General features: G+C 60.8%; 24 protein-coding genes and 1 riboswitch. Of the genes, 16 read left to right on the top strand and 8 right to left on the bottom strand.

What is annotated here, in order from left to right; genetic code table 11:
• Positions 1 to 105: 105 nt before the first annotated feature.
• Positions 106 to 207: riboswitch (TPP riboswitch) on the top strand.
• A gap of 50 nt (positions 208 to 257) precedes the next feature.
• Together thiC and ABXR19_RS12290 are read left to right on the top strand one after the other, a co-directional pair.
• Complete coding sequence (gene thiC / locus ABXR19_RS12295) at positions 258 to 2171, top strand: phosphomethylpyrimidine synthase ThiC (protein ID WP_354601436.1); 1914 nt, start codon at positions 258 to 260, stop codon at positions 2169 to 2171.
• A 1-nt stretch (position 2172) separates the two neighbouring features.
• Positions 2173 to 3132, top strand: a complete 960-nt coding sequence (locus ABXR19_RS12290; protein ID WP_354601435.1) for a DUF1186 domain-containing protein — start codon at positions 2173 to 2175, stop codon at positions 3130 to 3132.
• A gap of 172 nt (positions 3133 to 3304) precedes the next feature.
• Here ABXR19_RS12290 and ABXR19_RS12285 read toward each other — a convergent pair whose 3' ends face one another.
• Positions 3305 to 4720 (bottom strand): aminotransferase-like domain-containing protein, encoded by a 1416-nt coding sequence (locus ABXR19_RS12285; protein ID WP_354601434.1) that lies wholly within the window; start codon positions 4718 to 4720, stop codon positions 3305 to 3307.
• Positions 4721 to 4854: 134 nt separating this feature from the next.
• Between ABXR19_RS12285 and ABXR19_RS12280 the strand changes: the two genes are divergently transcribed.
• The gene (locus ABXR19_RS12280) at positions 4855 to 5304 is read left to right on the top strand and encodes a lactonase family protein (protein WP_354601433.1); all 450 of its coding nucleotides are present in this window, start codon (positions 4855 to 4857) and stop codon (positions 5302 to 5304) included.
• Between the two features lie 101 nt (positions 5305 to 5405).
• Here ABXR19_RS12280 and ABXR19_RS12275 read toward each other — a convergent pair whose 3' ends face one another.
• Both ABXR19_RS12275 and ABXR19_RS12270 read right to left on the bottom strand, forming a co-directional pair.
• On the bottom strand, positions 5406 to 5882 hold the full coding sequence (locus tag ABXR19_RS12275) for a nucleoside 2-deoxyribosyltransferase (protein ID WP_354601432.1): 477 nt from the start codon (positions 5880 to 5882) through the stop codon (positions 5406 to 5408).
• Between the two features lie 176 nt (positions 5883 to 6058).
• Positions 6059 to 6961, bottom strand: a complete 903-nt coding sequence (locus ABXR19_RS12270; RefSeq protein WP_354601431.1) for a recombination-associated protein RdgC — start codon at positions 6959 to 6961, stop codon at positions 6059 to 6061.
• 110 nt (positions 6962 to 7071) lie between these two features.
• Between ABXR19_RS12270 and ABXR19_RS12265 the strand changes: the two genes are divergently transcribed.
• From ABXR19_RS12265 to murB, 3 genes are read left to right on the top strand one after another with little or no spacing between them, the layout of a single operon-like run.
• On the top strand, positions 7072 to 7290 hold the full coding sequence (locus tag ABXR19_RS12265) for a hypothetical protein (RefSeq protein ID WP_354601430.1): 219 nt from the start codon (positions 7072 to 7074) through the stop codon (positions 7288 to 7290).
• 12 nt (positions 7291 to 7302) lie between these two features.
• Positions 7303 to 7476, top strand: coding sequence for a hypothetical protein (locus ABXR19_RS12260; RefSeq protein WP_354601429.1), 174 nt, complete (start codon positions 7303 to 7305; stop codon positions 7474 to 7476).
• A 25-nt stretch (positions 7477 to 7501) separates the two neighbouring features.
• Positions 7502 to 8524, top strand: coding sequence for a UDP-N-acetylmuramate dehydrogenase (murB, locus tag ABXR19_RS12255; protein ID WP_354601428.1), 1023 nt, complete (start codon positions 7502 to 7504; stop codon positions 8522 to 8524).
• A gap of 207 nt (positions 8525 to 8731) precedes the next feature.
• Here the strand turns inward: murB and ABXR19_RS12250 are convergent, their stop codons facing one another.
• Positions 8732 to 8926, bottom strand: a complete 195-nt coding sequence (locus ABXR19_RS12250) for an oxidoreductase-like domain-containing protein (RefSeq protein ID WP_354601427.1) — start codon at positions 8924 to 8926, stop codon at positions 8732 to 8734.
• A 77-nt stretch (positions 8927 to 9003) separates the two neighbouring features.
• On the opposite strand from ABXR19_RS12250, the gene ABXR19_RS12245 reads away from it, so the two are divergent.
• The 5 genes from ABXR19_RS12245 to purU all read left to right on the top strand — a co-directional run bounded on the left by ABXR19_RS12245 (position 9004) and on the right by purU (position 11887).
• Positions 9004 to 9486, top strand: a complete 483-nt coding sequence (locus ABXR19_RS12245) for a hypothetical protein (protein WP_354601426.1) — start codon at positions 9004 to 9006, stop codon at positions 9484 to 9486.
• 51 nt (positions 9487 to 9537) lie between these two features.
• Positions 9538 to 10158, top strand: a complete 621-nt coding sequence (gene thrH, locus ABXR19_RS12240; protein ID WP_354601425.1) for a bifunctional phosphoserine phosphatase/homoserine phosphotransferase ThrH — start codon at positions 9538 to 9540, stop codon at positions 10156 to 10158.
• A gap of 84 nt (positions 10159 to 10242) precedes the next feature.
• Complete coding sequence (locus tag ABXR19_RS12235) at positions 10243 to 10605, top strand: 5-carboxymethyl-2-hydroxymuconate Delta-isomerase (protein ID WP_354601424.1); 363 nt, start codon at positions 10243 to 10245, stop codon at positions 10603 to 10605.
• 36 nt (positions 10606 to 10641) lie between these two features.
• A complete protein-coding gene (locus tag ABXR19_RS12230) occupies positions 10642 to 11007 on the top strand; it encodes a 5-carboxymethyl-2-hydroxymuconate Delta-isomerase (protein WP_354601423.1) in 366 nt (121 codons plus the stop codon).
• 19 nt (positions 11008 to 11026) lie between these two features.
• Positions 11027 to 11887, top strand: a complete 861-nt coding sequence (gene purU, locus ABXR19_RS12225; protein WP_354601422.1) for a formyltetrahydrofolate deformylase — start codon at positions 11027 to 11029, stop codon at positions 11885 to 11887.
• A gap of 375 nt (positions 11888 to 12262) precedes the next feature.
• On the opposite strand, the gene ABXR19_RS12220 is transcribed toward purU, so the two are convergent.
• Positions 12263 to 12490 (bottom strand): hypothetical protein, encoded by a 228-nt coding sequence (locus ABXR19_RS12220; protein ID WP_354601421.1) that lies wholly within the window; start codon positions 12488 to 12490, stop codon positions 12263 to 12265.
• A gap of 336 nt (positions 12491 to 12826) precedes the next feature.
• Here ABXR19_RS12220 and ABXR19_RS12215 point away from each other — a divergent pair, with 336 nt between their 5' ends.
• The 4 genes from ABXR19_RS12215 (at position 12827) to ABXR19_RS12200 (ending at position 15009) form a co-directional block, all read left to right on the top strand.
• A complete protein-coding gene (locus tag ABXR19_RS12215) occupies positions 12827 to 13285 on the top strand; it encodes a PaaI family thioesterase (protein WP_354601420.1) in 459 nt (152 codons plus the stop codon).
• A gap of 181 nt (positions 13286 to 13466) precedes the next feature.
• Complete coding sequence (locus ABXR19_RS12210; RefSeq protein WP_354601419.1) at positions 13467 to 14246, top strand: HNH endonuclease; 780 nt, start codon at positions 13467 to 13469, stop codon at positions 14244 to 14246.
• Positions 14243 to 14614: a hypothetical protein gene (locus ABXR19_RS12205; RefSeq protein WP_354601418.1), complete on the top strand. Its 372-nt coding sequence runs from the start codon at positions 14243 to 14245 to the stop codon at positions 14612 to 14614. The genes ABXR19_RS12210 and ABXR19_RS12205 overlap by 4 nt, the downstream gene beginning before the upstream one ends.
• Positions 14578 to 15009: a hypothetical protein gene (locus tag ABXR19_RS12200; RefSeq protein ID WP_354601417.1), complete on the top strand. Its 432-nt coding sequence runs from the start codon at positions 14578 to 14580 to the stop codon at positions 15007 to 15009. Before ABXR19_RS12205 ends, ABXR19_RS12200 begins: the two co-directional genes overlap by 37 nt.
• Here ABXR19_RS12200 and ABXR19_RS12195 read toward each other — a convergent pair.
• Positions 14984 to 15838: a protein NO VEIN domain-containing protein gene (locus ABXR19_RS12195; RefSeq protein WP_354601416.1), complete on the bottom strand. Its 855-nt coding sequence runs from the start codon at positions 15836 to 15838 to the stop codon at positions 14984 to 14986. The genes ABXR19_RS12200 and ABXR19_RS12195 overlap by 26 nt on opposite strands.
• A 388-nt stretch (positions 15839 to 16226) precedes the next feature.
• Positions 16227 to 17360 carry a Fic family protein gene (locus ABXR19_RS12190; protein WP_354601415.1) on the bottom strand — a complete coding sequence of 378 codons (1134 nt, stop codon included), beginning with the start codon at positions 17358 to 17360 and terminating at the stop codon, positions 16227 to 16229.
• 730 nt (positions 17361 to 18090) lie between these two features.
• On the opposite strand from ABXR19_RS12190, the gene ABXR19_RS12185 reads away from it, so the two are divergent.
• The gene (locus ABXR19_RS12185; RefSeq protein WP_354601414.1) at positions 18091 to 19143 is read left to right on the top strand and encodes a hypothetical protein; all 1053 of its coding nucleotides are present in this window, start codon (positions 18091 to 18093) and stop codon (positions 19141 to 19143) included.
• Positions 19144 to 19358: 215 nt separating this feature from the next.
• Here the strand turns inward: ABXR19_RS12185 and ABXR19_RS12180 are convergent, their stop codons facing one another.
• Entirely contained in the window at positions 19359 to 20828 is a 1470-nt protein-coding gene (locus ABXR19_RS12180; RefSeq protein WP_354601413.1) for a surface-adhesin E family protein, read from the bottom strand.
• Positions 20829 to 20837: the final 9 nt, after the last annotated feature.

Genomic DNA, 20837 nt, shown 5'->3' with positions numbered 1-20837 from the left:
CTGAAGCGCGGGTGACGAAAGGCCAGGCTACTGATTGCATTCGGGCAGCGAATGCCTGTCAGTAGCCCGCTGGTTGCCTCGGGCGACGGATTTCAGTATGGTGCAACGATTCGCTGGGGGTCTATTGGTGGGAATACCAATAGTGAGAAACACCCATGGAACCTGATCCGGGTCATGCCGGCGTAGGGAAGGCGACGCAGGCAGACGCCTGCGCCCTTCCTCGCGCTCAACCCGCCCCACAAGAGGAAGTTGTCACCATGAACGCCAAAGACCAATTCATCGCTTCAGACGCACTCGTCGACGCCGCCGCCATCGCGCCGCTGCCCAACTCGCGCAAGGTTTTTTTCACCGGCTCGCGTGAAGACATCCGCGTGCCGATGCGCGAGATCACGCAATCTGACACGCCCACCGGGATGGGTGGCGAGAAGAACCCACCGATCTACGTGTATGACTGTTCCGGCCCCTACACCGACCCGAGCGTGAAGATCGACGTGCGCGATGGTCTGGCCGGCGTGCGTTCCAAGTGGATCGAAGAACGCAACGACACCGAACAGCTCGACGGCATGAGCAGCGAATACGGCCGTGCCCGCGAAGCCGACAGCAAGCTCGACGAGCTGCGCTTCAACCTGCAACGCAAGCCGCGCAAAGCCAAGCCCGGCCACAATGTCAGCCAGATGCACTACGCGCGCAAAGGCATCATCACGCCGGAGATGGAATACATCGCCATCCGCGAGAACCTGAACCGCGCCGCCTACATCGAATCGCTGAAGGCCACCGGCCCCACCGGCGAGAAGATGGCCGCCTTCATGGGCCGCCGCCATCCGGGGCAGAGCTTCGGTGCCGCCATTCCGGAGGTGATCACGCCGGAATTCGTGCGCGACGAAGTCGCCCGTGGCCGCGCCATCATCCCGAACAACATCAATCACCCTGAGTCCGAGCCGATGATCATCGGCCGCAACTTCCTCACCAAGATCAACGCCAACATCGGCAACAGCGCCGTGTCCTCGTCGATTCAGGAAGAAGTCGACAAGCTGACCTGGTCGATCCGCTGGGGTGGTGACACCGTCATGGATCTGTCGACCGGCAAGAACATTCACGAGACCCGTGAATGGATCCTGCGCAATAGCCCGGTGCCAATCGGCACCGTGCCGATCTATCAGGCGCTGGAAAAGGTGAATGGCAAGGCCGAAGACCTGACCTGGGAAATCTTCCGCGACACGTTGATCGAGCAGGCCGAGCAGGGCGTGGACTACTTCACCATCCATGCCGGCGTGCTATTGAAATACGTGCCGATGACCGCCAACCGCATGACGGGCATCGTCTCGCGTGGTGGCTCGATCATGGCCAAATGGTGCCTCGCGCACCATCAGGAAAACTTCACCTACACGCACTTCGAAGAGATCTGCGAAATCATGAAGGCCTATGACGTGGCCTTCTCGCTCGGCGACGGCCTGCGCCCCGGCTCGATCTGGGACGCGAACGATGAAGCCCAGTTGGGTGAGTTGAAGACCCTCGGCGAGCTGACCCAGATCGCCTGGAAGCACGACGTGCAGGTCATGATCGAAGGCCCCGGTCACGTGCCGCAGCAGCTGATCAAGGAGAACATGGACCTGCAGCTCGAATGGTGTGACGAAGCGCCCTTCTACACGCTGGGCCCGCTGACCACCGACATCGCCCCCGGCTACGACCACATCACCAGCGCCATCGGCGCGGCGCAGATCGGCTGGTACGGCTGTGCCATGCTCTGTTACGTGACGCCGAAGGAACACCTGGGCCTGCCGGACAAGGACGATGTGAAGGTCGGCATCATTTCCTACAAGATCGCCGCTCACGCCGCCGATCTGGCCAAGGGCCACCCGGCCAGCCAGATTCGCGACAACGCGATGAGCAAGGCGCGCTTCGAGTTCCGCTGGGAAGACCAGTTCAATCTGGGCCTCGACCCGGATACCGCGCGCAGCTATCACGACGAAACCCTGCCCGCCGAAGGCGCCAAGGTCGCCCACTTCTGCTCGATGTGCGGCCCGCACTTCTGCTCGATGAAAATCTCGCAAGACGTGCGCGACTTCGCCGCCGCGCAAGGCATCAGCGAAATCGACGCCTTGAAGAAGGGCATGGAAAGCAAATCCGTCGAGTTCGTCAAAAAAGGCGCCGAGGTTTATCACAAGGTCTGACATGAATCCTGAAATCGAAAATCCGGGTGACGCCGACGACGCAGTCGCCCAACTCCTCGCCCATCTCGAATCCGTCGAGCCGCGCGAGCTTTGGGCGTCGCTGCGCGAGAAGTTGCAGAATCCCGGCGACGGCTTTCCCTATGAAGCCATCGGCTTTTCGCTGCTCGCGCAGGACCGGCTCGCCCCTCTGTGGCTCGAAGAGCTGCAAGCCTTCGCCGCCGACCATGCGCTGATCAGCGAAACCGGCACCACGCTGCACTTGCACCTGATCACCCTGCTGGCCATCCGCCACGATCCGCAAGCCTTCCAGCCCATGCTCGCCTTGAGCCGGCTGGATGAAGCCGAATGTGAAGAATTGCTGGGCGATTTCGCCAGCGCGGTGATGGGCCGCGCCCTCGCCGCTGTCGCCGAAGGCCAGATCCCCGCCCTGCTCGAACTGGCTGGGGACGCCAAAGTCTCCATCTGGCTACGCAGCGGCGCGCTCGAAGCGCTGGCCGTGCGCGCCATGGAGGGCGAGGAAGATCGCGCCGAAATGGCCAGGTTGCTGATGCTGGCCGGTGAGCAGGAAGCCGCACGCTTGTTGGCCGGCCAGGATGGCTCGGCCGAACTCCTCAGCATGCTCGTGGGTTATCTGTGCGATGTCTGCTGCACCGAGGCCGACGCCCTGATCACCCAGTGGTGTGCCGACGATCTGCTGGACGAATCCTTCGCCGGTGATCTGGACGCCATCCGCAGCGAGCTGCAGCGCGACTTCACCGAGGTCAGCAGCGAAATGCGCGACAACGGCCTGCTCTACATCACCGATGCCGCCGCCGAACTCGATAACTGGGCGGTATTCAGCGAAGAAGACGGCGCCGACAGCATGGCCCAGCTGGTGAATCGCGCAGAGCCCAAGACCGGCCGCAACGATCCCTGCCCCTGTGGCAGCGGCAAGAAGTTCAAGAAGTGCTGCGGGGCCTGATTCAAGTCAGCAAAGCCACGAGTCAAAAACTCGCGGCACCAGTGCTTTTGTCGGGCGAATAAGCGCAGCGCATCCAGGCGTCAAGGTCCTCCGCCGCTGTTCGCCCGATTCCCGGAGGTGAATGTGCCTCTGCAAATCCACCCTGCGTTTTCCTGCACTAACCCACACCCATTCAGGAATGCTGCTTGAGCGCGTTCTTGAAGAATCGCTCCAGCCGTACATCGGCGGCATACGCCACGTTCAGCCGCAGCCAGGGCGAGGCTTGTGATTGGGGGCGAAACAGCGTGCCGGGGGCGAGGATGATGCCTTCGCGTGCGGCGCTGGCGGCCAGTTCGACGGCATCGTCCACGCCCGGAATTCGCGCCCAGATGAACACGCCGCCTTGCGGGGCGATGAAGGGTTCCAGGCCGATGCGCTCCAGCATGCGTAGCGCGCGCGCGCTGGCCTCGCCGAGTCGCGTGCGCATGCGCTCCAGAAACTTGCGGTAGTGGCCCTCGGTGAGCATGCGATAGACCATGTCTTCGGCCGCTTCCGGCGTGGATATGCTGATCAGCACCTTGATATCGGTCAGCGCCTCGGCGATGTCCGGTCGCGCCGCGACGAAGCCCACGCGCAGATTGCCCGACAGGGTCTTGGAGAAACTGCTGATGTAAATCACGCGATGCAAATGGTCCAGCGCCGCCAGCCGCGTGGTCACGCCCGGATGAAAATCGCTGTAGGTATCGTCTTCGACGATATGGAAATCGTGCCGCTCGGCGCACTGCAGGATGCGATAGGCATTGGCCGGCGACAGGCAGGCGCCGGTCGGGTTGTGCAGAACGGATTGCGTGAAGTAAATCTTGGGCTTGTGCTCGGCCGCCAGTTTCTCCAGTGCGACCGCATCAGGGCCTTCTGGGGTCCACGGCACGCCGATCAGGCGGGCGCCATGCAGGCGCAGACAGCCGAATAGCGAGAAGTAACCCGGATCATCGACCAGCACGGTGTCGCCGCGCCGCACGAAATGGTGAATCGCCATGTCCAGCGCCTGGGTGGCGCCATGGGTCAGCACGATCTGGCCGGGCTGGGCGGCAATGCCCAGTTCGCCAAGCTTGAAAGGCAGGTGCTGGCGCAGCGGCAGATAGCCTTGCGGGCGGCCGTAGTCACTGAGATTGGTGTTGGCATTGCGCAGCATGCCGCGCAGCTGGCGCCGCACGCCGTCTTCATCCAGCCAGCTGCGCGGCAGCCAGCCGGCACTGGCGCGCAGGCCTTCAGCGCCGGCATCCAGCGCCTGACGCATCAGCCAGGCCGCATCCACGGCGCCTCGCTCCATCGGCGCCGCCGCCGTTTGCGGCGCGACTTCCGGCAGGCTGCGATTGGCGACGTAAAAACCGGAGCCGCGCCGCGATTGCAGATAGCCCTGCGCCACCAGACGGTCATAGGCTTCGACCACTGTGAAACGACTCACACCATGGGCTTCGGCAAACTGGCGGATTGCCGGCAGGCGCGCACCGGGACGCAGCACGCGATCTTCGGCCTGGCCGCGAATCGCGGTGACGATCTGATCCACCAGCGGAATGCCGTTCTGCGGTGCGAGGCTGATCTGCAACATGTGACTTCTCCCGGAGCCGGTCTGGCTTGGTGCCTTGACCGATACAGTGCGATGGATTGGCTGAGAAAGTGTATCGGTTTCAGAGCAAAAGTGTCAGGTATTGTCTTGTTGCGCCGCACACAAAGGAGCCGCCCATGTTCACCCGACTCAGTTCCATCCGTTTGCCGATTGCTGCCGCTCTCGCCCTGCTGGCACTCGTCACGCTGGCCGCCCGGCATGCACCGGCCACGCCGGACACAAGGCCACAGGCTTTCGACGCCAGTCGCCAGTTGCTGTTTGTGGCCCATGCGGGTGATGGTGCCGTGCGCGTGCTCAACCTGCGCAACACCATCGGCGAGATCGGCACGCTGCGCGCACCCGCCCGTCATCAGGTGCATGAATTGAAGCTGGATACCAACGGACGCCAGCTATGGGTGCTGGGCGACGATGCCGTCTATTGTCATGACGCCGTCAGCCTGCGGATGATCAGCCGCACGCCCTTGCCGGCCGGCCATGCCCAGCGTTTTGCGCGAGTCGGTGTGAACGAGTTCAGCCTCGCGGCGCCCGTGTTGAGTGCCGCGTCAAGCGTGCCGCATCTTGAGTAATCAACGAGCTGGCTGAAGAGCCGCACCCAGCCTGGCTGTCAGGCGGCATTGCCTGCAGAGTCAATACAGGTGCGGCTCTGCAGGGATGTCGTACTCAGCACTCAGTCGCAGGCGGAAAGCGCCTCCGCGAGCCCGCCCACGACGATCTGCGCAGGCACGGCGAGCATCAGGTTCAGCGCCAGACCGAAGTCTTCGACGATCAGGCCATCGCGGTCGATTAGCCGGCCATCGACACATTCCAGCGCAGATCCCTGCCAGCGCGCCACGCGTTCGGTGGTCAGGCCAGCTTCGGCCACGTAGCCGATCACGCGCTTGCCCAGCGCGACGGCGAAGCCGATCTCGAAGCTGGTGCCGGAGTCCGGCTCGGCGCCGCGAAAGGCATTCAGATTGGCGATTACCACATCGGCCGCGCGGATCATGGCGATATTCTGGAAGTAGATACCTTCCGCGTTCATTGCCTCGCCATCCAGCGGAATCAGCGCCTCGATCCCGTGCGCCCGGCACAAGGCGCGGGCCTGCGCCGCCCATTCAAGGGCGTCGAGGCGAAACACATCAGGGCCGGCGAGATAGGCTTTCATTTATCGCTTCGCGAAGTGCTGAGTGCTGAGTGCTGAGTGCGCGGGCAGTGTGTCCTGAGAGCCTCGTCCGTAAAGCGTCTTCAGCACACCCGCCCGAAGACGCTTGCTGCGCGCGGCTCTACAAGCATGCCCACTCAGCCCTCAGCACTCATTGCCCAGTCCTGCGCCGCAGGCGGTCAGATCGTCTTGACTTCCCCACCCAGCGCGTCGAGCAAGGCCGGGATCAGCTTGCGCAGCTCGCCGGTCATCAGGGCGAAGTCGGCGTCGAACTGTTCTTCACGGCTCTTGGCATCGCTTTCGCCGCCACTGTCGGTTAGCGTGTCCAGCGGCTGGATACGCTTGATTTCGAACTTGTCGGTGAGGATGAAGGACACCCGATCGTCGAAGGTCAGCGCCAGTTTGGAGACTTGCTTGCCAGCCGCGATATGCTCGCGGATTTCGTCGCCTTCGAGGCTGTGGCGTACGTAACGCACGGCACTGGCTTCGTCGGTGACGGCGCGCAGTTCGCAATCTTGGTCAATGGTGAAGGCGCCATCCGCTTCGCCACCCGCCAGCCAGCCGGTCATCGCCGCGCCGGGGCTGTTTTCGGTATTCACCAGTTTCAGCGGCAGCTCGTCCAAAGCCTTGTGCAGGGCTTCGACCAGCGGCTCGGCCGAATTGCGGCTGGACGCATCGATGGCCAGATAGCCGGCCTGCGGATCAATCCAGGCGAAGACCTTGCGGCGGCGTGTGAAGGCGCGCGGCAGCAGCTCCATCGTGACGGCTTCCTTGAGTTCCTTCAGCTGCTTGCGGCCGGGCTTGAAGCCTTGTTGTGCCTCCATTTCCTCGGCACGGTCGTCACAGACCTGCTTGACTACAGAGGAGGGCAGCAGACGCTGTTCGACGCCCAAGGCGATCATCCACTGGCCGCCGATGCTGTGCACCAGGCTGTCATGCATCACCGGCGCCCAGCCCTGGGTGGCCATGTCCTGGCTGCCGCAAGGCTGGAAGAGCAGGCGGGCGAGTTGTTCGGAAAGCCGATCAGCGGTCATATCCCACTGTTCGGGCAGGCGGTAAAGTTGAACGTTACGAAACCACATAATTTGGGTGCTTTGGCAAAGGTGGGCGAAAGAGGACGGGAATGATACGTCCTCAACCGGCCGCGCGCTTGCCGACTTTTGGCCGAATTAGATTGAAACGGAGTAGGTCCATGAAAACACTGAAAATCCTTTTTCCAGGTCTTGCCTGTATCCTGTTGGCCGCCTGCGGCCTTAGCGAAACGGCAAGCACGACAGCCGCCATCGCAGCAGCCAAGGCCAGGGAAATCGAGCAAGGCAAGCAGCAGATGGAGCAAGTCAAACAGCAGATCGATGCGGCCAATCAACAGGCCGAAGCACAGCGCAAGGCGATCGAATCGGTCGCGCAATAAAGGAGAAAGACCATGAAACTCAAGGCAGCACGCCCGCGTAACCCGCTGGTGCAACTGATGCGTCAGCGCAATGGCGAAGGCATGCATCAGAAAACCTCCAAGGCCCTGCGCCAAGCGGCCAAACGGCAACTGCGCCGCCTCAAGGACGAAGCGGGTTTTGCCCAGCGCACCAAGCCGGCGCGCTGAGCAAAACCCGTTTCCGACTACACACATGGCCTTCCCTTTCCAGACAGACGTTTCCCTTCAGCCCTTCAACAGCTTCGGCCTGCCCGGCACGGCGACGCGCTACGCCGAGATCCATTCCGCCAGCCAGCTCGTCAAGATGGCGCGTGCCGGTGAACTCAACGGCCAGCGCACCGTGATCCTCGGCGGCGGCAGCAATGTGCTGCTCTCCGGCGACATTGACGGCATCGTGCTGCACATCCGCATTCCGGGGCGCGAGCTGATTGGCAGCGACGACGACTATCACTTCGTGCGCGCCGGCGCCGGCGAAAACTGGCACGAATTCGTGCGCTGGACGCTGGAAATGGGCTGGCCGGGGCTGGAGAACCTGTCGCTGATTCCCGGCACGGTGGGCGCTGCGCCGGTGCAGAACATCGGCGCTTATGGACTGGAAATCTGCGAGCGTTTCATGGTGCTGGAAACCGTGGACCTGAAAAGTGGTTCGCTGGTCAGCTTCGATTTCAAGGATTGCGGTTTCGACTATCGCGACAGCATCTTCAAGCGCGAAGCCGCCGGGCGTTTCGCGATTACCTCGGTGACCTTCCGCCTGCCCAAACGCTGGTCCGCGCTGACGCGCTACGTCGACGTCGCCCGCGAACTGGCCACGCGCAGCATCATTGATCCGAAACCGCTGGATGTGTCCGACGCCATCATCGCGCTACGCAGCCGCAAGCTGCCCGATCCGGCACAGGTCGGCAATGCCGGCAGTTTCTTCAAGAATCCCGTGGTCAGCGCCAAGCACTACGCCGAACTGCTCGCGGCCTTTCCTGAACTCCCGAGCTACAAGCAGATTGATGGTCAGGTCAAACTGGCGGCGGGCTGGCTGATTGATCAAGCCGGCTGGCGCGGCCGCAATCAGGGCCAGGTCGGCATGTACGAACATCAGGCGCTGGTGATGGTCAATCATGGCGGCGCCAGCGGGCAAGATGTGCTGCGCCTGGCAGCGGCGGTGCGGCGCGATGTGAATGACCGTTTCGGGGTGAGTCTGGAGATGGAGCCGGTGCTGATCTGAGTTGCTAGTCGCGAGTCGCGAGTCGCAAGTCGCGAGTCGAAAAAGCCAAGCCGTCCGTGACTCCACGACTTGCGATTTCGCTGTGCTGTGTGCCGGGCTATGGGATTTGCAGCCATGCTCGCCCCGACTTGCGACTTGCGACTTGCGACTTGCGACTTGCGACTTGCGACTTGCGATAAGCGAACGCGCGGCTATCCGGGCTGGTCCTTATCCTTCCTGTTCCAGCTGACGCGTCTGCCAGGCCAGCAGATCCCGTTCGTAGCGCCGGCAGGCGTGCTGATAGATCGTCCACACGCAGGACTCGCCACACTCGTTGCCGCAGCAGGCGAACGCGTCGGGTTCGTCAGGCGCACGGGGCGCCGGATCACTCAGGTGCCGATCAGGACGATTGATTTCGCTCATATATCCGATTTTACCCGTCACGGCCCACATGCAAAACTGGTAGATTCCCAGCCTTCTTCGCCAAACACGACTCCATCATGTCCACCTTGCTCCGCCGTGCCTGCTGCCTGCTGGTCTTGCTCGCCCCGACACTGTTGCCGCTGCCCGCCAGCGCCGGCCCGCAAGACGTTCCGGAACTGTTGCCGCTGCAGGCGGTTGATTTTCCGCCGGAATGCGGCTGCATCTATGGCACGAAAAAGGGCGTTCCGCTGATCTTCTGGTCCTGGGAGAACGACAAACAAAACGCCGTGATCCGCGAAGCCAGTGGCGCCAAGAAGCTGACCCTGCGCAGCGAAAAATACTTCCCCGCCCAGCACGAGCCAGCCCGCGCGGGCGACCGCATGACCTTGCAACTCTCCAACTCCGACTGGAGCGTGCAGACGGTCAGCGAAGTCACCGCCAGCTGTTCGCCCAAGGCCAAAACCTGCAAGGGCACGACTTACCGCAGCCGCATGATCCTGCAATGGCAGGGGCGCCATCGGACCGAGCTGCAGGGCTGGGGCCATTGCGGCTGCAGCTGAGGCCGAAGCTGTACAATGCCGGCTTTTCGTCTTTAGCCCAGAAAGTTCATCGTGCAGATCGTTTGTCTCGACATGGAAGGCGTGCTGGTCCCGGAAATCTGGATCGCTTTCGCCGAACGCACCGGCATCCCGGAATTGCGCCGCACCACGCGCGATGAGCCCGATTACGACAAGCTGATGCAGTATCGGCTGAACATCCTGCGCGAACACAAGCTGGGCCTGCCGGACATTCAGGAAGTCATCGGCGCGATGGGCCCGATGGAAGGCTGCAAGGATTTCCTCGACGCCTTGCGTCTGGATTATCAGGTCGTGATCCTGTCGGACACCTTCTACGAATTTGCCAAGCCGCTGATGGCACAGATGGGCCAGCCCACCCTGTTCTGTCACAGCCTTGAGGCCGACGCATCCGGCATGTTGGTGAATTACCACCTGCGCATGCCCGATCAGAAGCGCCATGCCGTGGAAGCCTTCAAGGCCTTGAACTTCAAGGTCATCGCTGCGGGCGACAGCTACAACGACACGGCCATGCTCGGCGCGGCCCATGCCGGCATCCTGATGCACCCGCCGGAAAATGTCGTGCGCGAATTCCCGCAATATCCAGTAGTGCGTGATTACGCTGCCCTGCGCGGCGAGATCGACAAGGCTTCGGCGCGTATTGGCGAGGCGGCTTGATATTGGCTTTTCTCTCCCCCAGCCCCTCTCCCCTGAAGGGCGAGGGGAGCATACTGCGTCGCGCGGCGACGATTGATTGAAAATATGCCCCACCTCGTTCTGGAATACACCGCCAACCTGCTGCCCGATTTTGAACCGGCACAGGCCCTGCACCGCATGAATACCGTCCTGCTGGCCTCGGGCGAATTCGAGCCGGATCACATCAAGAGCCGTGCCGTGCGCCTGGATGATTTCCTCGTCGGCGATGCCGCGCCGGGCGGCTTCATGCATGCCCGCCTGCACCTGCTGGCGGGCCGTGACGCCAGCACCAAACAGGATCTGACTGAAGGCCTCGTCGCCGCCCTGCGTTCCTGCGTGATGAGCAGTCCGGTGCATCCGGTGCAGATCACTGCCGAGGCGCTGGACATGGATCGCAACGCCTATTCCAAGGCCATTATCCGTATCTGAAGCGGAGCGTATTGCCGACTTTCAGGGAGTTCTGCCATGCCGCATCTGACCATCGAATACACCGAAAATCTGCGTGATTATTTCGATCCAGCCGCCGCCGTACAGCATATCAACACGGCGGTATTGGCTGACGGCGAGTTTGAGCCGGAGCAGGTCAAAACGCGTGCGCTGAGTCTGCCCTTCTATCGCGTGGGCCATGCCGACAGCGGCGAAGCCTTTGTGCATGTGCGTATCCATGTGGTGCATGGACGCTCGCTCGAAGTCCGCCAGCAGCTGGGCAAACTGGCGCTCGCTGCCGTACAGAAAGCGCTGCTGCCTGCGCCCGGACTCACCGTCCAGCTGACGGCCGAGGTCAATGAAATGCAGGCCGAGACCTACCAGAAAATCGTTATTTCTTCATGATCAGATCCGAATCCTAGCCATGCACAGCCAACGCTTCTACACGCTCACTGCCTCCTGTCCCGACCGCGCCGGCATCGTCGCCAAAGTCACCGGGTTCATCGCCGAGCACGGCGGCTGGATTTTCGAATCCAACATGCACACCGAACACGAGGCACTGCGTTATTTCCTGCGTATCGAGATCCGTGCGGATTCCCTGCCCTACCAGCTCGACGATTTGCGCGCCCGCTTCGCGCCGATTGCGCAGGAGCTCAACATGGACTGGAAGATCAACGACAGCGCCGTGAAAAAACGCGTGGTGCTGATGGTCAGCAAGCAGGAACATTGCCTCTACGACTTGTTGGCGCGCTGGCAGTCGAAGGAACTCGACATCGAGATCCCCTGCGTCATCTCCAACCACGACACTTTCCGTGGCTTTGTCGAGTGGCACGGCATCCCCTTCCACCACGTACCCGTCACACCGGACAACAAAGCTGCAGCCTATGCCGAAGTGCAACGCATCTTCGACGAAGTGCGCGGCGACACCATGGTGTTGGCGCGCTACATGCAGATCATCCCGCCCGAGCTGTGTGCCGCCTACCCGGGCCGCATCATCAACATCCATCACAGCTTCCTGCCCAGCTTCGTTGGCGCCAAGCCCTACCATCAGGCTTACCAGCGCGGCGTCAAGCTGATCGGCGCCACCTGCCACTATGTCACCGCCGAACTCGACCAAGGCCCGATCATCGATCAGGACGTGATCCGCGTCGATCACTCGGATTCGGTCGAAGACATGGTGCGTTACGGCAAGGACATCGAGAAGGCTGTGCTCGCCCGCGGCCTGCGCTATCACCTCGAAGACCGGGTGCTCGTGCATGGCAACAAGACCGTCGTGTTCCGCTGAAACAAGGCATGGTAGGCGCAAGCTGTTGATTCGGCCTGATTCGGGCTGAGACGTAGGTGCGACTTCAGTCGCACGGCACGCCGCCTGGATTTGATGCCTGGCCGGCAGCGCATTGAAGCGCCGCACCCAGTGGTAATGCCGTTTATTCAGGCGTTTGCCATCAAAATCCCGTCGTTCCCGCGAAGGCGGGAACCTAGCGGCGTTCGCGAAGTCGCTGGATTCCCGCCTTCGCGGGAACGACGTGGGAGAGGTTAGTGATCCTTAAGTGAACTGGATTAGCTCCCAGCGGACATCTTCAGGCTCCCATCCTGCGCAGGCAATACCAGCAAGCTTTTACAGACACCCCGTCCGCACAGCCATGTCCTGCGCGGCTCTTCAGCCTATCGAAATATCCCCGTTACCTTTCGGGGGTGATTTCACCCGCGCAGCGCCATGCTCCACGCTGCCCGGCGGATGCTTCTTCTCGCCGTAACGCAGGCCTTCGGGATGGCTCTCCGTGGCAAACGCATCGTCCTGCCCCACATCGCCCAGCAAAGCCGGCGGCGTCGGCGCGAAGCGAGCCTCTTCGATCAGGTCTTCATTCTTGTCATCGGGCTTGTTCATCTTGCTTCTCCTCATAAGCACTCTGGAAGGCCTACTCCAACTCCAGATAGAAACGATACTTTGTTGACTTCGCCTTGCCGTGCAATAGCACTGTCTGCGGCTCGTCTTCGCGTCTCGTCTCTATCTGGAATTGGAGTTACTCTGCCTTGGCCGGGCGCGGCCGACCGTACGCCAGCACACGCCCCCAACCTACCTTTTTCATAGCACGGATCCGTCGCAGCGGCGCTGACTTCGCCGCCCGAACAAACCATCGCCGCACACCCGATCAGGCAAGCCCACAAGCCGGAAAGGGTTTCGCACTTACACTGCAGACATCCCTTGCCCGCCGGAGCCAGCATGCCCGCCGACCACCCCGAACGCATCCTCATCCACCACCTGCTCCTTGCGCCGGATCTCGCCCCGCTTGCCGTCACCACCAACCCGCTCGCGCTCGCCTTCCGCATGCACATCGAAGCCTGCCGGCCCGATCACCTCCGCGCCCGTTTTCACATCGGCCCCGAATTCACCCAGGGCAACAGCGTCGTGCAAGGCGGCATCCTCGCCGCCATGCTTGATTTCGGCATGGTCTTCGCCGCCTTCACCCGAACCGACACCGGCCACACCCTGGCCAGCATCACCCAGACCACCAACTTCCTGCGCCCCGCACTGGCCGGCGATTTCATTGTTGAAGCCGAAGTCGAACGCGCCGGCCGCCTGCTCATCCACACCCGCGCCACCCTCAGCGCCGCCGACGGCAAACCCGTGGCCACCGCCAGCTCCCCCATCGCCCTGATCCCACTGCCGCACGGAAATTGAGTCGGCTGGAGAGGCGCTTGCAGTAAGGCTCTGCAGGCAGATAGGCAGGAGACGTCAGTCCGGTGCGGGTCTTCGGGCAGGCCAGTTTGCGCCTCACAAAGACATGCCGAACGCTTGCGCTTGGTACACTGCAGCCATCACGATTCCGGATCGCGCTGAAGATCTCGGCGCACACAAGACAATGGCTACCGAACGTTGGACAAACGATCAGCTCAAGCTGGCGTTTCACTTGTATTGCCAGCTGCCCTTCGGCAAGTTGCACAAGGGCAATCCCGACATTATTCGTTTGGCTCAAGCCATCGAACGTACGCCCTCAGCCGTCGCGATGAAGCTTGTGAATTTCGCCAGCCTTGATCCAGCAATCACCAGCACGGGCCGCAAAGGTTTGGATGGCGCATCGAAGCTTGATCGCGAAATATGGTCTGAATTTCACGCCGATTGGGAGGGGCTGGCTGTCGAGTGTGAAATCCTCCGACGCGGCATTGACCTCGGCCCAACGGCCGACGAAGCGGATGAGTTTCTGCTGCCCGAAGATTTCACGGGCGAAACCCGCCAAGTCGTGACTGAACAACGCATCAAGCAAAGCTTCTTCCGACGCGCAGTCCTGAGCGGTTATCACGGGCGCTGCTGTATGTCCGGCGTTGCGGAGTCGCGCCTTTTGATCGCCAGCCACATCGTGCCGTGGAGCAAGGACAAGCAAAACCGCCTGAATCCCAGCAACGGTCTGTGTTTGTCAGCCATTCACGACCGCGCTTTTGACAAGGGATTGATTACCCTCAGCGATGATTTCAAGGTCATTGTTTCGGATGAATTGAAGCGGCGCGACGAGGCTTTCGTGCAAACAGTCTTTCTGCCCTTGGAAGGTCACTGCATCGAATTGCCGGAACGCTTTGTGCCGGATGCCGCGTTTATCGCTCGGCACCGTGCCGAAGAATTTGTTGATAACCGGAAAGCTGCGTGATGACACACTGTGTGTTCGAGTATCTCTACCGCGACGCCGGCAACTTCAAAGCACGGGGTGAGTTGCTGCTGGAAGGCCGCTTGGAAGACGCCGACCTTAGCTTGCTACATAGCCGATTTGAGAACGGCGAACACTTCATCGCCGAGCAAATCGGCGTGCCGACGCTCTACGAAGCTTTGTGGCAGCAATGCGAGAGCGGCCCATCGGAAGAGATGGATCATGTTTGGCATGAATTCAGTGAGGTTCGTGCGGCAACTGCCGAGGACTTTACGAGACTCAAGCTGTGGGGGTTGGCGAAAGACCTGCGGACAAACATCGTGAATGTTGATGCGTGGAAGCTTCAGTTGTCAAGGAATTGGGAGCTCTAATGCACGCGGCAATAGAGACTCTGCTTCTCCACGAAGATGCGTTCTACGCATACTTCAAACCCTATCGCCATCCAGCTGCGCAGCACGAAGTGTTTGGCGGCATAGGGCTGGAGACTTTCGGTAAAGACCTTGAGCTTGCGCGTAGTCTCGATTCGGATTTTGTGTGGACGGTAGTTGATGGCGGGGACGGTGATCTCTGGATTACGCCCGGCATTCGTTTCGTCAATCGCATTTGTCATCTCGTGACCGAGAAATCACATGCAGGCCTTGAAGTTGATTTCCGCTGCCCACGCAGAATGAGTTCGCTGACACCTCTGGGGCTGAAGCGTCAGCTCAACAAATTGGGACGGGTGCAGGCAGCAAGATCTGCTATTGAAATCGGCAAAGATAGCTAACAGGATCAAGCGTGCAGTACTGTTCAATTCGACCCTGAAGTGAAAACAACTTTGGTGTCTTCCTGAAATCGAACAAGCGGTACAGGTGAAACTGATCAGGCATTTCGCGCGCAAACGCGACTTCGTTGCGCGAAGCGAAGAAGGGCGTTTCCTTTGCAAAAGCCGTTGTTTTGACTTCAACAAAACGTTCTTTTCCTGTCACATCAAAAGACAAAATGTCGTAACCCAAACCATCTCCTTGGCTCACAGAGACATGCTCGATGCGCTCTGCCAAGCTCTTTTGGCCAGCGGCACGAAGGCGAAATTCCTCGTATTCCAACGCTAGCAACTCACCCGCTTTGCCAAGAGCAGAATTCCTAGCTTCTAGTGCGACGTAGTCCCGTTTTGCCGCAGATCTTATCGGCACGATATAGGGCTTTCTTGTTTCTTCAGCTGAATGTGAAAGCGCTGGAGCATCAACGATCAGACGCAAAAAATCTACCGCGCTCGGAACAACCGCTGGCTGTTCGGCCGCAGCGAGAGACACCTGATCAAATTCGGAATGGAGGTCTATCCAGCTCTCAACAAACTTGGCAAGTGCTTGCTGATAGTTCCCTCGTGGTTTGTAACCGGAAATCCAGATGGCCCCCAGATCACGCAAGACAGCACTGATATTTTGGTGCTTGAGTTCAACGGCCGCATCGCTGCGGCCGTCAAGCAGTTGTAATAGCGCGCGCCGATGGGCTGTTTTGTTGTACTTCTGACCTGAAAGCTCTAGCGTCAGCATTCGCATGTAGTCCGCCACCGTCGCCTCAACCTCTACATCGCTCCAGTTCTCGCCCTTTGCCACGCCAATTCCCTTTTCATAGATATTTCTGCATCGTAAAGGGAATGCCGTACCAGAGGAACCGCAGATTTTGTTTTAGCCGTAAAAGCCGTGTAAGACGAGTCATTGACCCGCACGAACAATCCTTGAGCATGGGGATCAGTGGGGTCGCGAGGCAAGCCACCACGATCCGTCGCTTGCCAATGGTGGGTTGTCGCTGCGCTCCGAACCCACCCTACGAAACCCGAAAACGCGCACGCAGCCTTGCTCTTCGAAGCACCTGCCTGCACAGGCTTGCTGGCCATGGCTTGTGGCGATGGCAGGCTGGTGAAGCCCGCCCGGTGAGGCTCTACAGGCAAGCGATCCGAAATATGTCTTTTCGCCGCAGGGCGAAAACGGGTTGATATCGGCTTTACGAAAAGCGCACTTCATAGCCCGCACTGCGCCCTCGCCCTTCCACTGCTTGCAGTAGCCCTTTCTCCACCAGATCCGTTAGTTCGCGGAAGGCAGTGGCGCGGCTGCAGCGGGTGAGACTGACGTATTTGCGGGTGGTGATGCCGCCTTCGAATCCTTCCACGCCGGCATCCAGCAGACGGTTGAGCAGCTTGCGCTGGCGTTCGTTGATGTGCGTCTGGGCGTGGCGCTGCCAGAAGCGGGCTTTGGCTAGGGTGTGGGCGATGGTTTGCTCGCTGGCATTGGCGGCGAGCCGGATCTGCTCCAGAAACCAGATAAGCCAGTCAGTCACGTCCAGCCCGCCGCGCTGGCTGCGTTCCAGCAGGGTGTAGTAGGCCTCGCGTTCGCGCAGTAGCTGGGCGCTGAGGCTGAACAGGCGCATGGGCTGGCGTTCGTCCTGTGCGATGGCCATGTCGGTGAGGGCGCGGGTGAGGCGGCCGTTGCCGTCTTCGAAGGGGTGCAGGGTGACGAACCAGAGATGGGCGATGCCGGCACGGACAAGGCCATCCAGGTAAGGCTCGGCGCCAAACCACGCGAGGAAGTCGGCAAGCTGGGCGTCGAGCGCACTGCGCGGTGGCGCGGTGAAATGCACACGCTCGCGCCCGGCGCCACCCGACACGACCTGCATGGGCGCGTCGCCCCGCAGCGCGCCGGTGCGGATGCGTTGCAGGCCGGAGTAGCCATCGGGGAACAAGCCGGCCTGCCAGCCGCAGAGGCGCTCCAGCGTGAGTGGGGCATCGTAGTGCCGGGTGGCGTCCAGCAGCAGCTGAGTGAGCCCTTCGACATGGCGATCCGGTGCGGGCAGACCGGCGTGGGGCAGGCCAAGCTGACGCGCCACGGAGGAGCGCACGGCATCCGGGTTGAGGCGCTCGCCTTCAATGGCGCTGGTCGTAAGGCCGTCTTCAACGAGGATGCTGGCAATGGCTTCGCTGGAAAAGCTGCCATCGAGCAGTCCGGCCATGCCTTGCACGCGGCCTTGAGCCTGCCGTGCAGCCGTCAGCGCGGGGGCGATGGCGTCTTCACGCCAGGTGAGTGCGGGCCAGCCGGCTTGCTGCCAGATCCAGTCGATGGAGCTGTCGTGAGGCGTTTGCATGGTTTAATCGCTTCATGGTTTGAAGCGATTATGGGTGCGAATCGCTTCAGGTTCAAGCGAACTCGTCCGATGCAATATTTTAGTAGGGCGCCGCAGGGAACAATGAAGGAAGTGAATTGACACCCTACGCAAGCCACCCCGAAAACCCGCACGCAGCCTTGCTCTGCGGCACACCTGCCTGCACAGGCTTGCTGGACGTGGCTTGGGCGATGGATGGCTGGTGAGGCCCATCCGGTGCGGCTCTACAGGCACGTCGCTGAAACGCTCAAGCCTTTTAAGCTGTTCAATCTGAACGAATCGAAGGATTCGACCAGACTGGATGAGGTTCTCCGCACTTGAAAGGCGAGCGCCATGCAAACCTTTACGGCCAATGACGCCAGGACGCGTTGCGGTGCCTTCATCAATCTTGCACGTAGCGCACTCACCCGGATGGTGGCGCCGCAAGGGCGAAAAACCCTGTGCCCGCCTGGTTTCCGCCGACAATCGGAGTGGACAATTGAGGTTTGCAGCTTAAAGCCAGACCTCCTGCGGTCGTTGATAGAAATGTACTGATCAGTGCGGCGCTGTCAGCACGTTTCTCGCAGGCCTTTTCAGACATGGGCTGCTGGCGGGTGGGCGGGTGGGCGATGCTGTTACCTGCCGAGGCCTTGGCGGGGGCAAGGCAAATTCGTAAGTTCAGTGTTTGCTGCCTTGTAATCAGGTGTCAGTGTTTTCCATCAGGAGCAATGGCGTGAAATTCTGGAGCAGGGCTGATGACAGCGGAAGCAAGCTCAGTTGCCTGACTGCGCTCATTCCTCGTGCTGCCATCGGCGCCACGCGCTGCGTTGTGCGCCTTGCGGCGCAGCCTGATCCGGTGGCGCAAGGCTCAAGCCATTTGATTGCAAGCCTTGCGCGTGCAGGGTCGGGTTGTGCCATCAATTCATCAGTATGTTTCGCGCTGCTTGCTGCCTTGTGTTTCTCTTCAAACGCATTTTCAGCCCACTTTGAGCTTGTTTATCCGCGCAGCAGTACAAGTGTTGCGACGGATTCACGAGATGTGTTTCCGCACAAATTGCTGAAGCTGGCGCTTGCCAAGGCGGGGCATACGGTGACGTTTTCTCCGTCCAGAGACGTGATGGAAGCCGCGCGTGTGAATGTGGAGCTGAGAGAAAACCGCAATATAAACATCGTTTACACAGGGATGGATCCAGATCTGGAATCGAGCTTGCGCCCGATCCGCATCCCGATATTTCGGGGCTTGCTCGGCCATCGAATTTTCATCATCAACAAAAATCGCCAAGCAGCGTTCAGTCGCGTGAAGACGCTTGATGATTTGCGCAAGCTTGTGGCCGGGCAGGGTATCGGATGGCAGGACGTGGATATTCTGAAAGCAGCAAACCTGCCTGTGGTGACGAGTAAATACGACCTCTTGTTCAAAATGGTCGAAGCCGGGCGCGTCGATTATTTCCCGCGCGGGGCGAACGAACCGTTTGGGGAGCTTGCTGCCCGTGCGGGTAAGGAAGCGAATCTGGTGGTAGAAAAAAGTCTGGTGCTGGTCTATCCGTTTGATCTGTTTTTCTATACCTGCAAAGAGAACGAGGCGCTCGCCAGTGCGATCGAAACGGGGCTCAAAGCCGCCTATGCGGATGGCTCATATCTCGAGCTTTTCAATAAGGACGCGGGGATTCAAAAAGCGTTGATCGAAGCCAATCTGAAGGGCAGAGCGCCGATTTATATCGACAACCCCCTGTTGTCGAATGAAAGCCGCAATATCCGTCGTGAATACTGGATGCAACAATTCTGAGCCTGTGTTTTGACGACGTGGTTTTGTGCAGTTGGGGATGGCCGCGGGGAGTGTGTTTTAGCGTGTCCATCCCACCCAGGACCTGCCTGTAGAGCCGCTCCCGCTAAGCCTTTTCAGCACCCCTGCCCGAAGACGCTTAGCGGGTGTGCCTCTACAAGCACGCCCACTCGCACTCAGTCCTCATTGCTCAGTCCTCTGCCGCAGACGGGTGCGGCTCAGCGCGATTCCTTGATCACGCGTCCGCTGGCCTTCTGCACCGGGCGGGCGTTCTGCTGGTAGAAGCGGCTGAATACGTTGATCTGCTCGGCCGAGATTTGCACCGGCTGTTTGAAAACCAGCCATAGCACGCCTTCGGTGCAGGGCGGGGTGGTCAGTGAACCCATGTAGGCGAAGTAGTCGCGGCGCGCAGGCAGCAGATCGGCAATCTGGATCGAGGCTTTCGGGGTGTACTCCTCGCCTTGCTCCAGTGGCAGGTTGTTCCACAGGGTCTGGATTACCGGATTGGTGCTGCCGTTCTCCAGCAGCACCGACACGACGGCTAGTTTGCCGTCCATATCCTTGTGTACCAGATGTACCACCATGTCGAATGAGCGGCCTTCGATGCGCTCCTCTGAAGGGCGGTGGAAGTGAAACTGCACCAGCTCGAAGCTGCGCCCCATCACCATCAGGCGCGAGCCCTGACCGTAGTTGACCTGGATTGTGTGGCCGTTATCGACGATGCGGAAATACGAGGGCTTGTAGTCGAACTCGATCGCCTCCTGCTCCACCTTGATGCCGTCGCGGATGTCGATGGGCGACTGGCGCGTGCCAATACCGCAGGCGGAATTTTCAGGCGCCAGCGTGCTCCAGAATTCCGGCCCGGTTTCCCCTTCGTAGCTCCAGTGCGCGTGCGGATTGTGGGCCGGTGGATGGGGTGTCACGGCGGCAGGCTTGGCCATGGCGAGGGCTTTGGGCGCACGGGGCACGACCGGACGCGGGCTGTAGGCCGGCGGAGGCAAATTGCGATAGCTGCTGATCGGCGGCGTGCTTTCGTGCGGGGCGGCCGCTGCGGTGGTCGGAGCGCTGGGGGCGGCAGAATGGGCGGGCTCTGGCGGTGTTCTGGCGATGGGCTTCTTAGGCGCCTCTTCGGCCGGACTGGCGTGTGCCGGGGCGGCGTCCTTGACGAGCTTGATATCCGCGCGGCGCAGCGGCTCCAGCGTGCTGCCGGGTCGGCTCTGCGCGGATTTTGTGGCTTCGGCGGCGCGGCGCCCGGCCTCGCGGGCGATGTCGCGCAAATTGACGGCCTTGGGCGCAGGTGGTTGCGGGCAGACGGTGTTGAAGAAACGCTCATCCACCGTTCCGGGGCGCACGGGGCTGGCGGCCACGGCGTCGATAGCTTCTTCGCGCAGCGGGCGATCATCGGCCGACAGATAAACGCGTTTGACGATGGTGAAGGAGCGGTTACGGCAGTCGTAGCGATTGAGTGCGCGCACGCTCTTGTAGCCGGACTTCTCTGCCTGTGCATCCGAGAGCACGATGCGGCCCCAGGCCACTTTGCTGCCGCCATCCGAATCCATCACGCTGGCGCGGTCGATCTCTACCGTGCGCAGGCGGTCATTGGCCACGGAAACCCAGTCAGCGGCCTGCGCAGGCAGCGTCAGACCCAGCTGCAGGCAGGGAAACAAGCAGAGAAACAGTTTGCGCATGACAACACC

Source organism: Uliginosibacterium flavum (assembly GCF_040566545.1).
Taxonomy (GTDB): domain Bacteria; phylum Pseudomonadota; class Gammaproteobacteria; order Burkholderiales; family Rhodocyclaceae; genus Uliginosibacterium; species Uliginosibacterium flavum.
This window is presented reverse-complemented; position numbering and strand designations above follow the sequence as displayed.

What these genes read in the sequence shown, in the direction of transcription:
- ABXR19_RS12260 (WP_354601429.1), top strand. Translation starts at nt 7,303, where the DNA reads ATGAAACTCAAGGCAGCACGCCCGCGTAACCCGCTGGTGCAACTGATG.
- ABXR19_RS12215 (WP_354601420.1), top strand. Translation starts at nt 12,827, where the DNA reads ATGCCCGCCGACCACCCCGAACGCATCCTCATCCACCACCTGCTCCTT.
- ABXR19_RS12230 (WP_354601423.1), top strand. Translation starts at nt 10,642, where the DNA reads ATGCCGCATCTGACCATCGAATACACCGAAAATCTGCGTGATTATTTC.
- ABXR19_RS12190 (WP_354601415.1), bottom strand. Translation starts at nt 17,360, where the DNA reads ATGCAAACGCCTCACGACAGCTCCATCGACTGGATCTGGCAGCAAGCC.
- purU (WP_354601422.1), top strand. Translation starts at nt 11,027, where the DNA reads ATGCACAGCCAACGCTTCTACACGCTCACTGCCTCCTGTCCCGACCGC.
- ABXR19_RS12180 (WP_354601413.1), bottom strand. Translation starts at nt 20,828, where the DNA reads ATGCGCAAACTGTTTCTCTGCTTGTTTCCCTGCCTGCAGCTGGGTCTG.
- murB (WP_354601428.1), top strand. Translation starts at nt 7,502, where the DNA reads ATGGCCTTCCCTTTCCAGACAGACGTTTCCCTTCAGCCCTTCAACAGC.
- ABXR19_RS12245 (WP_354601426.1), top strand. Translation starts at nt 9,004, where the DNA reads ATGTCCACCTTGCTCCGCCGTGCCTGCTGCCTGCTGGTCTTGCTCGCC.
- ABXR19_RS12290 (WP_354601435.1), top strand. Translation starts at nt 2,173, where the DNA reads ATGAATCCTGAAATCGAAAATCCGGGTGACGCCGACGACGCAGTCGCC.
- ABXR19_RS12285 (WP_354601434.1), bottom strand. Translation starts at nt 4,720, where the DNA reads ATGTTGCAGATCAGCCTCGCACCGCAGAACGGCATTCCGCTGGTGGAT.
- ABXR19_RS12210 (WP_354601419.1), top strand. Translation starts at nt 13,467, where the DNA reads ATGGCTACCGAACGTTGGACAAACGATCAGCTCAAGCTGGCGTTTCAC.
- ABXR19_RS12275 (WP_354601432.1), bottom strand. Translation starts at nt 5,882, where the DNA reads ATGAAAGCCTATCTCGCCGGCCCTGATGTGTTTCGCCTCGACGCCCTT.
- ABXR19_RS12235 (WP_354601424.1), top strand. Translation starts at nt 10,243, where the DNA reads ATGCCCCACCTCGTTCTGGAATACACCGCCAACCTGCTGCCCGATTTT.
- thiC (WP_354601436.1), top strand. Translation starts at nt 258, where the DNA reads ATGAACGCCAAAGACCAATTCATCGCTTCAGACGCACTCGTCGACGCC.
- ABXR19_RS12270 (WP_354601431.1), bottom strand. Translation starts at nt 6,961, where the DNA reads ATGTGGTTTCGTAACGTTCAACTTTACCGCCTGCCCGAACAGTGGGAT.
- ABXR19_RS12280 (WP_354601433.1), top strand. Translation starts at nt 4,855, where the DNA reads ATGTTCACCCGACTCAGTTCCATCCGTTTGCCGATTGCTGCCGCTCTC.
- ABXR19_RS12220 (WP_354601421.1), bottom strand. Translation starts at nt 12,490, where the DNA reads ATGAACAAGCCCGATGACAAGAATGAAGACCTGATCGAAGAGGCTCGC.
- ABXR19_RS12250 (WP_354601427.1), bottom strand. Translation starts at nt 8,926, where the DNA reads ATGAGCGAAATCAATCGTCCTGATCGGCACCTGAGTGATCCGGCGCCC.
- ABXR19_RS12265 (WP_354601430.1), top strand. Translation starts at nt 7,072, where the DNA reads ATGAAAACACTGAAAATCCTTTTTCCAGGTCTTGCCTGTATCCTGTTG.